Here is a 12,237-nt window from a genome sequence, read left to right on the forward strand (position 1 = left end):
CGCGCGCGCCATCACCGCCGAGGAGTTGCAGGACCGCTACCACACCCATTGCGACCCGCGCCTCAACGCCGACCAGGCGATCGAACTGGCGTTCCTGGTGTCAGACCTGCTCAAGAAGAGCCACCCGGTGCAGCACAAGCAGGTTGCGAACGGTTAAGCTCGATTTCGGCCTGAACGGCTGACGGAAAAAGCGCTGGAGAAATCCGGCGCTTTTCTTTTGGTTGGTTCAGTGCCCGCGTTCCCAGCGCAGGCCGGCGAGTCTGGGGTCAGCAAACGCCGCCCTTGAAAACTCGATGCGCTTTTCCGGAAACTCGCAGATCGCCTGCACGCCGAACGCACCAAGCCGGATGCGCCAGGTCCGCGGCTCCATTCTCCACGCCAGTACATGTCGCATTTGCTTGCGTGCGTGCGCCGCAAAGCTGGAATCCTGAAGGCGATGCCAGGCACTTTTCTTTCAAGGAGGATCGACGTGAGTGGTGGTCACCAGGGATCGTGTCTGTGTGGAGCCGTCCGCTTCAGAACGAACGGAGCGTTGCGTGGCGTCGTCTATTGTCATTGCTCGCAATGCCGCAAGCAGAGCGGACATTTCTATGCCGCGACCAATGTTGCCAATGTCGACATCGTGATCGATGGCGTGGAAAGTATCACCTGGTACGAAGCCTCTACCTTCGCCAGGCGTGGGTTCTGCAAGGCATGCGGGTCGGTGCTGTTCTGGAAGCCGCGAGACCAGGACTACGTTTCAGTCATGGCGGGATCGTTCGACAAGCCGACAGGTCTTGAGGGGGAATGCCATATCTTCGTTGGTGACAAGGGCGACTATTATTCGATCGACGACGGGCTGCCGCAGTTTGAAAAGTCGACACCGTCCATACCGGTTGCTGAATGAATCTTGGACAAGTCACCTTATTCCATTGATCTGGCCAGCCATTGCATTATCCCGTGCCGGTGATTCGCAAAGGGGTTTGGCATGCAGCGGCTGATCGACGCTTATTTCAATTCGGTGCGGGCGTTTCGCAAGCTGGCCGCCAGCGAGAAGGCTTTCCAGCAGGAGCTGATGCTGCTGGCGCTGGCACTGCCGCTCGGCTGGTTCGTTTCGATCTCGTGGCGCGGTTATGCCTTGCTGATCGGCGCGGTGCTGCTCTTGATCATGGTCGAGGTGCTTAACACCGGCATCGAGGCGGCATGCGACGCTTTCAGCCGCGAGTTCAATGTCGACATCCAGTTGGCCAAGGATTGCGGTTCGCTGGCGGTGCTGATTTCGGTGCTCATCGTCGCCGGTGTCTGGGGCATCGCCATTATCGAGCGGATCACTGGGCTACCGATCTAGCCTTTCGATGCCTATATGGCAGTCACCAAAGGAGACTGTCATGGCCGGGGCCGCCAATTTTCTGCTTCTCGAACGCGTGGGCCTGCCAGACGATCTGCGCTGGCTCGTCGAAAAATACCCGCGTGAAAACTGGCAGGACCATGCCAACGTCCACGGCATCGCCAATATGTGGCTGCAGCGGCACGACATGTTCCGCGAACTTGGCGGCATGCTGGCCAACGGCATTGACGACTTCCGTGAGGGACGGCTGACGGCGCCTGATTTCGCGCGCTGGTTCGCGCCGCGCCTCAATCATTTTCTTGGGCATCTCGACGGTCACCACAATGTCGAGGATTATCAATATTTCCCGATCTTCGCCAAGGCCGAGCCCCGTTTGAAGCGCGGCTTCGAGATTCTCGATGCCGACCACCACACCATCCATGAAGGGCTGGAGCGCAATGCCGAGGCGGCCAATGCCTTCATTAAGACGCTTCAGGAGAGCGAGGACAGACAGCGCTTTGCAGCCGACGCCTATGCCGACGAAAACAGCCGGCTGATCGCCATGCTGACAAGACATCTTGCCGACGAGGAAGACCTGATCGTCCCGCTTATCCTCGATCGGGGGGATCAGGCGCTCGGCGTGGATTGACGATCAGCCTTCCCTGGCGCGTTCCCTCCTGGCGATGTGACGGGCGACGAGCCATGCCACAACGGCCACGGTCAGGCCGATGCCAAGACCGATCAGCAACCGTTCGTGATGCATCAGCGCCTGGCCGATGAAGTGCTCTGCGCCAAGTCCAAAGACATAACCGATCGTACCGAACAGCACCGCCCAGACCGCCGATGAAAGCGCGTTGAGGATGACGAAGCGCGGCGCTGTGATATTGGAGAGCCCGGCTGCAATGCCGCCGACGAGACGCATGCCGTAGATATAGCGGTTCGACAGCACGAAAATGTCGGGATGGGTGTTGAGCAGGCGAAAGGCGCGGCGAAAGCCGGGCCGCTTGCGCAATCTGACGACATAGGGATGGTCGGCAAAGCTTCGTCCGAGGATGAAGAAGAAAGTGTCGCCGACAAAGGCGCCGAGGCCGGCCGCAAGGACGGCGTGCCACAGCACGAAGACCTGCTGGTGGGCGAAGAAGCCGCCGAGAATGGCAGCACTTTCGCCCTCCGCGATGCAACCGACAAAGACCGCGAGCAGCCCGTATTGTTCGATGAAATGGTGGATCGCGTCGGTCATGAAGCCGACTGCTGCGAAGACAGCCTTTCGTCGATCCGCTTGATCATCTCGGTCAGTTGCACGATCTCGTCGCGCATGCCGAGAATCTGGCCGTGGCGCAGTTCATCCAGCTTTTCATGCAGCGCCATGATCTCGATCTCGGCTTTCAGGTTGACCTCGTAATCGTGGGCGGCGTCGATGCGGTCGCGTTCGGTCTGGCGGTTCTGCGCCATCATGATCACAGGCGCCTGCAAGGCGGCTACCATCGACAAAACGAGATTGAGGAAGATGAACGGGTAGGGATCGAAGGCGTCACGCGACAGCAGCCAGACATTGCCCGCCGTCCATAAGACCAGAAAGGCGATGAAGGTCAGGATGAAGGACCATGACCCGCCGATGCGGGCGATCGTATCGGCAAGCCGGTCGCCGAAGGTCTGGTGGAAGGCAACGGCCTTGTTGGTGTCGCGCGAGATGGTGGTGCGTTCGAGCGTCGATTGCAGCACCCGGCTTTCGAGCTGGCTGAGGCCGTCCGGCCGCCGCTTGAGCCAGCGGTTCGCCAGATCGTCGATCGTCTTGTTCATGGCCATCTCCAGGGTCTTAGGCTTGCCGTAAGAGGTAGAGGCTGCCGGCTCACACGGGAAGTGTTAGATTGATTCCAGTTGCCGAGGGACCAATGGCCGATTTCAAGAAAATTCGCGCTCGCGCCGCAAAACGTAAGGGCGGCGAAGAGGAACTGACGTCGCTGCTTGGTCCGGCGCCTGACAATGCCGCCGTGGCTGACATCCCCGATGACCGCATTCTCTCCATTATGGCTGAGCGCGTCTTCGCCGCCGGTTTCGTCTGGCGCGTCATCGAGCAGAAATGGCCTGGCTTCGAGGAGGCGTTTCTGCGCTTCGAGCCGAAGCGGCTGTTGTTCCAGCCCGATGATTTCTGGCACGATCTGACGGCCGACCAGCGCATCGTACGCAACCCGCAGAAGATCAGATCCGTTCGCGACAATGCTGCCTTTGTCGAGCGTGTGTCGAAGGAATATGGCGGTTTCGGCAAATTCCTTGCGGAATGGCCTGATGATGACCAGGTCGGGCTGATGGCCTGGCTCGGCAAGCATGGCAGCCGGCTGGGCGGCAACACGGGCCAGTATTTCCTGCGCTGGCTGGGGTGGGATGCGTTCGTCATCTCGGGCGATATGGCCGCGGCGTTGCGCGACGCCGGCCTCGACATCGCCGAAAGCCCGACTTCGAAGAAGGACCTGGACAAGATCCAGAGGCAAATCAATCAATGGGCAGCGGAGACGCATCTGCCGCGCCGCCATATTTCACGCATCCTGGCGATGTCGATCGGCGAGAACCATTCGCCGCAAGCGCTGCGCGAATATATGGGCGACGACTGAAACGTGGTCGCTTGCCACGATCGGCATTCGTCGATCGGTCAACACGATCGAATCGATCGGTCCGGACACGAATGACATTCGTCATTTGCTCCGAATTGGTCCAAACGAACGCCATTGCCCGAGCAATTTTGCCGCGCTAAGTCAGCAGGCATGACCAAGAAGCTCGACATCCTGCGCATCGCCGTCGCCCAGCTCAATCCGACTGTCGGCGACATATCAGGCAATCTCGCCAAAGCCCGCGAGGCGAGGGCGGATGCCGCACGTCAGGGCGCCGATCTCGTGCTCTATACCGAGCTTTTCCTCGCCGGCTACCCGCCGGAGGATCTGGTGCTGAAGCCGGCCTTTTTGAAAGCCTGCGAAAAGGCGGCACAGGACTTTGCCGCCGACACCGCGGATGGCGGTCCCGGCGTCATCATCGGCACGCCGTTGAAGCGCAAGAGCGGCACGCACAATTCGATCATCTTCGCCGACGGCGGCAAGATCATCGCCGAACGCTACAAGCTCGATCTGCCGAACTACGGCGAGTTCGACGAGAAGCGCGTCTTCCAGGCCGGACCCGAGATCCAGGGGCCGGTCAATTTCCGCGGCGTGCGCATCGGAATTCCGATCTGCGAGGACATCTGGGGCGATGTCGATATCTGCGAGACGCTGGCCGAAAGCGGGGCGGAAATCCTGCTGGTGCCGAACGGCTCACCCTATTATCGCGCCAAGATCGATGTCCGCCACCAGGTCGTCATCCGCCAGGTCATCGAATGCGGGCTGCCGATGATCTATGCCAACCAGCTCGGCGGCCAGGACGAGCTGATCTTCGACGGCGCTTCGTTTGCCATTGGCGCCGACAAGACGCTTGCCTTCCAGATGAGCCAGTTCGAGGAAGCGGTCGACGTCACCACCTGGAAGAGACAAGGCGATCACTGGGTCTGCTCGGAAGGGCCGATGTCGAAAATCCCGGACCGGGAGGAGGCTGACTATCGCGCCTGCATGCTGGGCCTGCGCGACTACGTCAACAAGAACGGCTTCAAGAACGTCGTGCTTGGTCTGTCCGGCGGCATCGATTCGGCGATCTGCGCGGCGCTGGCCGTCGATGCGCTCGGCGAGGAACGGCTGCGCGCGGTGATGATGCCCTACCGCTATACCTCGAAGGATTCGCTCAAAGATGCCGAGGATTGCGCCCGCGCTCTCGGCTGCCGCTATGACATCGTGCCCATCTTCGAGCCGGTCGAGGGCTTCCTGCACGCGCTGACGCAGATGTTCGAAGGCACCAAGGAAGGTATCACCGAGGAGAATTTGCAGAGCCGCGCACGCGGCACCATCCTGATGGCGATCTCCAACAAGTTCGGCTCAATGGTCGTCACCACCGGCAACAAGAGCGAGATGTCGGTCGGTTATGCCACGCTCTATGGCGACATGAATGGCGGCTTCAATCCGATCAAGGACCTCTACAAGATGCAGGTCTACGCGCTGTCGCGCTGGCGCAACAGCCACGTGCCGCCGGGTGCGCTGGGCCCCTCGGGCGAGGTGATCCCGAAGAACATCATCGACAAGGCACCGTCGGCGGAATTGCGCGAGAACCAGACCGATCAGGATTCGCTGCCGCCCTATCCGGTGCTGGACGATATCCTCGAATGCCTGGTCGAGAATGAGATGGGTGTCGACGACATCGTAGCGCGCGGCCATGACCGGGCGACGGTGACGCGCATCGAGCACCTGCTCTACATCGCAGAATACAAGCGACGGCAGGCGGCGCCAGGCGTGAAGATCACGAAAAAGAATTTTGGCCGCGACCGCCGCTACCCCATCACCAATCGTTTCAGGGATCGCAGCTAGGTACCGAAAGCGCACGCGGCGCGGCCGGAGACAACCATGCCCGATTGTGAGATCAGCTTCGACATGTCACGGATCGATTTCCGTGCGACATCGGACCTGTTGATGGCAAGCTATTGGGGCGCCGGACGCACTGACGAAGTCCATCGCCGCGCCTTTGCCAACTCGCTTTGCGTCGGCGCCTATGTCGATGGCAGGCAAGTCGGCTTCGGCCGGGCGATCACCGACCGCACCGTATTCGCCTATCTCGCCGATATCATCATCTGGCCGGAGAATCGCGGGCAGGGCATAGGAAGCCGGCTCGTCCAGGCCCTGATCGATCATCCGGAGGTCAGGACCGTTTTCCATTGGAGCCTGTCGACCAGCGATGCCCATGGCATGTATGAAAAGCTCGGGTTCAAGCCATCGACCGATGGCCGCTACATGCGCTTGGATCGCGTTCCTGAATGAGGCGCGGCTTGCCCGCCATTGTTGCAAAATAATCGCAGTGGTTGGACCAGATACGCTTTTGGCGTCAGCCCGTCTTGGCGGTGCATCGGAGCGTCTCTATAAGAACCGCTCCGCAATTGTCTTGCGGGAGGTCCGAATGGCAGTATTTCACATGGTAATGCGAGGCCGCGAAGCCTAGGTCTCATCCGGCGCTCCGCGAAGGTTTGCCCTTCGTGCCGATGCCGGATCGAGCACAGGCTTATGCCGATGCCGATCGCCGCCCGGTTATGGGCGATACGCCAAATATGCCACTCCGCTTCCGGGCAATCATTGGCCCTTGCGCGGCTTCTTCAATTTTCGACCTACTGGGATCGGGCTCGTTTGTGCCCGAATGACATCATGGCTCGTTTCAAGATCGATTTGCGCGCGAGCGCCTTTCGCAGCGTTCTTGGCTTCACGCTTACCCATTGGCGGCGCCAGCCGTGGCGGCTTTCGCTCATCATGGCCAGCTTCCTGCTGTCGACGCTGGCCGATGTGCTGACGCCGCTCTATTCCGGCCGGCTGGTCGACGCCGTCGCCAGCAGCGCCGCCGCCGACGCGATTGCCTGGAATGCCGCGCTGACGGCGTTCTCGATGTTGATGGCGCTGGCGCTGGCCGGCGTCGTGTTGCGCAACCTGGCGTTCATGGGCATCGTCGAGCTGACCTTGAAGATGATGGCCGACATCGCCGCCGATGCTTTCCATCGCGTTCAGCGCTTTTCCACCGATTGGCATGCCAACAGCTTTGCCGGCTCGACCGTCCGCAAGGTGACGCGCGGCATGTGGGCGCTCGACCTGCTCAACGACACCATCCTCATCGCACTGCTGCCGTCGGTCGTCATGCTGGTCGGGTCGACGTTGCTGCTCGGCTGGTTCTGGCCGTTGATGGGTGCGGTCGTTGCTGCCGGTTCGGTGCTGTTCATCACGGTGACGGCGCTGCTGTCACTTGGCTATGTCGCGCCGGCGGCAAGGCTCGCCAACACCTGGGATACCCGCCTCGGCGGCTCGCTGGCCGACGCGGTCAGCTGCAACGCCGTGGTCAAGGGCTTTGGCGCCGAGGAGCGCGAAGAACGCCGCCTGGCCAAGGTCGTCGCCAAATGGCGTGCGCGTACACGGCGCACCTGGGTGCGCGGCACCATCAACGGCACCACGCAAGGGGTGCTGCTGCTGGTCATGCGCGCTGCGGTGATCGGCCTGGCGCTGATGCTGTGGTCGTGGGGGCAGGCGAGCGCCGGCGACGTTGCGTTCGTGCTGACCTCGCTCTTTGTGCTGCAGGGCTATCTCAGGGACATCGGCACGCATATCCGCAACCTGCAGCGCTCCATCAACGATATGGAAGAGCTGGTCGATTTCCAGTCCGAACCGCTCGGCATCGAGGACCGGCCAGGTGCCAAGCCGATCCGGATCACCGAAGGACGGATCAGCTTCGACAACGTCACCTTTCACTATGGCCATCACCGATCCGCGCTTTACCGCGACTTTTCGGTCGATATCGCGCCGGGTGAGCGCGTCGGGCTGGTCGGCCATTCGGGGTCGGGCAAGACGACCTTCGTCAAGCTTATCCAGCGGCTCTATGACGTGAACGCGGGGAAAATCCTGGTCGACAGTCAGGACATCTCGCAGGTGGCGCAAGCCTCGCTGCGCGGGCAGATCGCCATCGTTCAGCAGGAGCCGATCCTGTTCCACCGGTCGCTGGCCGAAAACATCGCCTATGCCAGGCCGAGTGCGTCGCAGGAGGAGATCGAGCATGCCGCCAAGCTGGCGAGTGCGCATGACTTCATCACCAACCTGCCAAAGGGCTACGGTACACTGGTCGGCGAACGCGGCGTGAAACTGTCGGGTGGCGAGCGTCAGCGCGTGGCGATCGCGCGCGCCTTCCTTGCCGATGCGCGCATCCTGATCCTCGACGAGGCGACATCGAGCCTCGATTCGGAATCGGAGGTGCTGATCCAGCAGGCGATGGAGCGGCTGATGGTCGGCCGCACCACGCTGGTCATCGCGCACCGGCTTTCGACAGTGCGGGCGCTCGACAGGCTGCTGGTCTTCGATCGCGGCAACATCGTCGAGGAAGGCTCGCATGACGAACTGATCCGGCTGAAAGGCGGCATCTACCGTCGCCTGTTCGAACGCCAGGCGCTCGAACTGACCAAGGGACTTGTCAGCTGACCTGAGGCGGCCTCCAGCTTCGGCCGGAGGCCGCCTCTGTCAGGCACGGTCAGCCCAGCGGGCTGGAGCAGGAGATGCGATCGCAGGGAGGCAGTCGACCCGTCGATCAGCGCCGTGATGCTGGCCGACTTGATTTGCCTGTGAAGTCCTGTCCGGATAGTAAGTCTTGGGACCTCTGTTCATCATATTGACCGAGATACGTTGTTTCTACCAATGGTTGATATATATCCGATGGAGGCAACCCACGGACGTTTTTCACGATGCATCTTTCTGCGAATGCCGAGGAAAAGTTGGCTGCGCCGTCAGTGCTGGAATCTCAGCATGGCTCGGTTCGGCCGCTTGCTGCCGAAGATCTCGAGCGCGTCGCCGCACTCTTCCTGACGAAGTTTCGCCGGCGGCGCCGTCACCTCCTCGATCGCGCGATCGCCGAAACGGCCGCGTATATGAGAGAGATTTATCTCGACCCTGCCGGCCACTCCGGTGAAAGCAACGCTCTTGTCCAGATCAACCGGCAGGGCCGCCTGGGTGGGTTCCTCGGCGTTTTGAAAGCCCGCTACGAGCTCAATGGTGCGCCATTGAATGCGGCGATCATCGGGCCGCTCATGGCCGACCCCGGCACCGATGACGGCTCGGCCGGACCGCAATTGCTGCGGGCATTGCATCAAGGCGAATTCGATCTGCAGCTGACCGATTCGGCCAACCGGACATCCTTAGCCTTCGCGCGCCCGATGAAGTATCAACTCCTGCCGGTGCATTGTCTGGGATGGACATATGTCTTCCGGCCGGCGGGAATGGCCGCCGCCGCACTGCACCGTAAATGGCCCGGCCTGCCTCACCTTGTACTCGACCCCTTTGCGCGAGCATTCGATGCTCTTGCGAAAAGAAGGTTCGAGCCCCCCGTCCAGCATTCATCGTCGCATCGCACCCACCGTGAGCCGATCAATGCCGTGCAATTTGCCGAGGAACTGCCGACCCTCCTGTCTGGTTACGCTCTTCGGCCGAGTTGGAAGGATGGGGAGTTGCCACGGCTGCTTGCGCTGGCGGCCGAGAAGCGGGCCGACGGCCCCCTTCATTTCGGTGGGATCTACGACGAAACGGGCAAAATGCTCGGTTGTTATGCCTTCTATGGTCAAGCCGGCGACATGGCGAACCTGTTGCAAATCCAGGCATTCGGATCGCATTGGGGCGCGACGCTGGATGCGCTTGTCGCCGCCGCATGGGAGATGGGCTGCGTGGGCATCACCGGGCAGACGCAGACCAGATTCATATCCCAACTCTTTGGCTACAAGAATGTCTTCTTCCGCTATGCCGGGGGAACGATGGTCCGCTCGCGGATCGCCGAGGTCACGGAAGCGGTCCGCTCCGGCGACATCTTTATCGGTGGATTGGTGGGCGACCGCTGGACCCGCCTCAGTTCCGATGATTTCGGCCGCTGATCGCCTTCAACCGGTGGTCGGCCCCAGCGGCTGGCAGCGCTCGGTTACAAAGGCCGCCTGCGGACTGGGTGCCTCCTGAGGCGTCCAACGCCCGGTCTTTTCATTCCAGCCGCCATGTTCTATGTCTGCCGGGCAGCGCGGGGGCGCGTCTTGTCAATCGTAAAAGCATCCGGTACGCCCCGCTCATGACAGTTACCGTTCGTTTCGCCCCTTCGCCGACCGGCCGCATCCATATCGGCAATGCGCGCACGGCTCTGTTCAACTGGCTGTTCGCCGTGAACAACAAGGGTCGCTTCATCCAGCGCTTCGACGACACCGACATTGCGCGCTCGAAGCAGGAGTTTTCCGACGCCATCCTCTACGACCTGCATTGGTTGGGCATTTTTCCCGACGCCACCGAGTACCAGTCGCGGCGCTTCGAAGTCTATGACGCGGCGGTCGAGAGGCTGAAGGCGGCAGGCGTTCTCTATGCCTGCTACGAAACGCCGGAGGAGCTGGATCTCAGGCGCAAGGTGCGCCGCACGCGCGGTCTGCCGCCGGTCTATGGCCGCGAGGCGTTGACCCTGACGCACGAACAGATCGCCGAATACCAGACCGATGGCCGCCGGCCGCACTGGCGTTTTCTCCTGCCCAATTTCTCAGGCGATCCACAACAGCCGGAACGCACTGAAATCCACTGGAACGACTTGGTGCGCGGTGAGGAAACCGTCGATCTGGCCTCGCTTTCCGATCCGGTCCTGGTGCGCGAGGACGGCACCTATCTCTATACGCTGCCTTCCGTGGTCGACGACATCGAGATGGGCGTCAGCCATGTCATCCGCGGCGACGACCATGTCACCAACACCGGCGTGCAGATCGCCCTGTTCCAGGCACTGGCTGCCACGCCGCCAGTGTTCGGCCACCACAATCTCCTGACCACCGCATCGGGCGAGGGCTTGTCGAAGCGCACCGGCGCGCTCTCCATCGAAAGCCTGCGCGAGGACGGGATCGAGCCGATGGCCGTCGCATCATTGGCGGTCCTGGTAGGCACTTCGGAGAATGTCGCGGCGATGCCGACGATGGGCGAACTCGCCGAACGCTTCGATCCGGCGGCGACATCGAAATCCGCGGCCAAGTTCGATCCGGACGAGCTGTTCGTGCTCAACCGGTCGCTGCTGCACCACATGCCGTTCGCCGAGGCACAAGACCGTCTCATCGTGCTCGGCGTCTCCGGCGAGCAGGCCGAACCGTTCTGGCTGGCGGTGCGCGGCAATCTCGACAGGCTGGCCGATGCGGTCAACTGGTGGCGCATCCTGCGCGAAGGACCGCAGGAGAAGCCGCAATTTTCCGATGACGACCGCGACTTTCTCCGACAGGCGTTCGACCTGCTGCCGGAGGAACCCTGGACCGCGACGATCTGGAAGGACTGGACGGGCAAGATCAGGGAAGCGACCGGCCGCAAGGGCAAGGCGTTGTTCATGCCACTCAGGACAGCCCTTACCGGACTGCCTTCGGGGCCGGAGCTTGCAGATCTATTGCCGCTGATGGGTCGGGAAGGAACGTTGGCCCGACGACCCTGACCTTGCGCTGTTCCGGCGGCAGCGCGGACACGGGCGACGTCACCGGCCTCGCGGAAAGCCGCTTGATCGCCTCGCGGTCGAGCCCACCTTCCAGATTGGCCAGCGTTTCGGGATCGGCGCCCGGATCAGGTTTTGCAACCGGGACTGGAATGAATGATGACGCGTCTGTCTCTGGCTGCGATTGCACCGGATTCGGCGGATTGCCGGCGATGATCTGGAAACCCTGCGCAGCGGCGTTGCAGCCGCAAGCCGGCGGCCGCGACACGCCGGGCCGCTTGTAGAGATAGGCGGTCGGCAATTCGCTGTAAGGCCGGCCGGTGACAGATGACGTCATCGACGCCGAATCGCTGTCCATGCCGCGCGAATAGAAAACCTGCATCTCGGGGCCGGGGCAGCTCGATTCGCAATTCTTCTGGTCGCGTTCGAAATCGCCTGCCGAGGCCGAGTTCGACATAGGGAAAAAGTAGCCGTCGCAGGTGCGCACACAGGACGTGTGGAATTCGCCACCGACGCTCGGAAAATCCGGTACGCCGGGCTGGTTGAGCACACGGCGGACATTGCGCTCCTCGCTGGGATCGTCGGGCTGGTTGGGTTCATCAAGCATATCGAGCTGCTTGCTGTTGCCGCCGAAGAGCTGATCGAACAGGTTTGCGCTGCCGCCGTCGCGGTTCGCTTCCTGCAAAGGCGCACGCCGAGGCGCAACGGTGTCGTCGCGGCAGCCATTGGCGTCGAGCGCCGCCAGGATGCGTCCGCGATCGCGGCGAGAGCCACCGCCAGCCAGCCGCTCGCGCTTGTTTTGCAAGGCGTCGAGATTGGCATTCATGCGGTCGATGGTGGCGTTGAGCCCGGCGCATTGATTGAGGTTGCGG

At 61.8% G+C, this 12,237-nt stretch carries 14 protein-coding genes; 10 read left to right on the forward strand and 4 right to left on the reverse strand.

Features of this window, described 5'->3' with window-relative positions; all coding sequences use genetic code 11:
* The coding region (locus EOA22_RS11205) for a 3-deoxy-7-phosphoheptulonate synthase (RefSeq protein WP_206521276.1) at window positions 1-157 on the forward strand (157 nt) is incomplete at its 5' end.
* Between the two features lie 69 nt (window positions 158-226).
* On the opposite strand, the gene EOA22_RS11210 is transcribed toward EOA22_RS11205, so the two are convergent.
* Window positions 227-370, reverse strand: a complete 144-nt coding sequence (locus EOA22_RS11210) for a hypothetical protein (protein ID WP_335918377.1) — start codon at window positions 368-370, stop codon at window positions 227-229.
* A gap of 99 nt (window positions 371-469) precedes the next feature.
* Here EOA22_RS11210 and EOA22_RS11215 point away from each other — a divergent pair, with 99 nt between their 5' ends.
* The 3 genes from EOA22_RS11215 to EOA22_RS11225 all read left to right on the forward strand — a co-directional run bounded on the left by EOA22_RS11215 (window position 470) and on the right by EOA22_RS11225 (window position 1,955).
* Window positions 470-886: a GFA family protein gene (locus EOA22_RS11215; RefSeq protein ID WP_013531901.1), complete on the forward strand. Its 417-nt coding sequence runs from the start codon at window positions 470-472 to the stop codon at window positions 884-886.
* An 81-nt stretch (window positions 887-967) separates the two neighbouring features.
* On the forward strand, window positions 968-1,327 hold the full coding sequence (locus EOA22_RS11220) for a diacylglycerol kinase (RefSeq protein WP_024503562.1): 360 nt from the start codon (window positions 968-970) through the stop codon (window positions 1,325-1,327).
* Between the two features lie 40 nt (window positions 1,328-1,367).
* The gene (locus tag EOA22_RS11225) at window positions 1,368-1,955 is read left to right on the forward strand and encodes a hemerythrin domain-containing protein (protein ID WP_063167905.1); all 588 of its coding nucleotides are present in this window, start codon (window positions 1,368-1,370) and stop codon (window positions 1,953-1,955) included.
* A gap of 3 nt (window positions 1,956-1,958) precedes the next feature.
* On the opposite strand, the gene EOA22_RS11230 is transcribed toward EOA22_RS11225, so the two are convergent.
* Both EOA22_RS11230 and EOA22_RS11235 read right to left on the reverse strand, forming a co-directional pair.
* On the reverse strand, window positions 1,959-2,546 hold the full coding sequence (locus tag EOA22_RS11230; protein WP_024503560.1) for a DedA family protein: 588 nt from the start codon (window positions 2,544-2,546) through the stop codon (window positions 1,959-1,961).
* Window positions 2,543-3,106: a DUF1003 domain-containing protein gene (locus EOA22_RS11235; protein ID WP_024503559.1), complete on the reverse strand. Its 564-nt coding sequence runs from the start codon at window positions 3,104-3,106 to the stop codon at window positions 2,543-2,545. The genes EOA22_RS11230 and EOA22_RS11235 overlap by 4 nt, the downstream gene beginning before the upstream one ends.
* 92 nt (window positions 3,107-3,198) lie before the next feature.
* Here EOA22_RS11235 and EOA22_RS11240 point away from each other — a divergent pair, with 92 nt between their 5' ends.
* The 6 genes from EOA22_RS11240 (at window position 3,199) to gltX (ending at window position 11,368) form a co-directional block, all read left to right on the forward strand.
* Entirely contained in the window at window positions 3,199-3,915 is a 717-nt protein-coding gene (locus EOA22_RS11240) for a DNA-3-methyladenine glycosylase I (RefSeq protein ID WP_063167906.1), read from the forward strand.
* A gap of 150 nt (window positions 3,916-4,065) precedes the next feature.
* Window positions 4,066-5,742: an NAD+ synthase gene (locus tag EOA22_RS11245; RefSeq protein ID WP_013531895.1), complete on the forward strand. Its 1,677-nt coding sequence runs from the start codon at window positions 4,066-4,068 to the stop codon at window positions 5,740-5,742.
* A 36-nt stretch (window positions 5,743-5,778) separates the two neighbouring features.
* Window positions 5,779-6,189 (forward strand): GNAT family N-acetyltransferase, encoded by a 411-nt coding sequence (locus tag EOA22_RS11250; protein ID WP_063167907.1) that lies wholly within the window; start codon window positions 5,779-5,781, stop codon window positions 6,187-6,189.
* Window positions 6,190-6,567: 378 nt separating this feature from the next.
* The gene (locus EOA22_RS11255; protein WP_063170224.1) at window positions 6,568-8,373 is read left to right on the forward strand and encodes an ABC transporter ATP-binding protein; all 1,806 of its coding nucleotides are present in this window, start codon (window positions 6,568-6,570) and stop codon (window positions 8,371-8,373) included.
* Window positions 8,374-8,633: 260 nt separating this feature from the next.
* The gene (locus EOA22_RS11260; RefSeq protein WP_013531893.1) at window positions 8,634-9,809 is read left to right on the forward strand and encodes a hypothetical protein; all 1,176 of its coding nucleotides are present in this window, start codon (window positions 8,634-8,636) and stop codon (window positions 9,807-9,809) included.
* Window positions 9,810-9,994: 185 nt separating this feature from the next.
* Window positions 9,995-11,368, forward strand: a complete 1,374-nt coding sequence (gene gltX / locus EOA22_RS11265; protein WP_063167908.1) for a glutamate--tRNA ligase — start codon at window positions 9,995-9,997, stop codon at window positions 11,366-11,368.
* On the opposite strand, the gene EOA22_RS11270 is transcribed toward gltX, so the two are convergent.
* Window positions 11,286-12,237: DUF2865 domain-containing protein (locus EOA22_RS11270; protein ID WP_127389970.1), on the reverse strand; the 952-nt coding region annotated here is incomplete at its 5' end. The two genes, gltX and EOA22_RS11270, sit on opposite strands and share 83 nt — an antisense overlap.

Origin of the sequence: Mesorhizobium sp. M7A.F.Ca.US.014.04.1.1, from assembly GCF_003998745.1 — a bacterium.
GTDB lineage: Bacteria > Pseudomonadota > Alphaproteobacteria > Rhizobiales > Rhizobiaceae > Mesorhizobium > Mesorhizobium ciceri.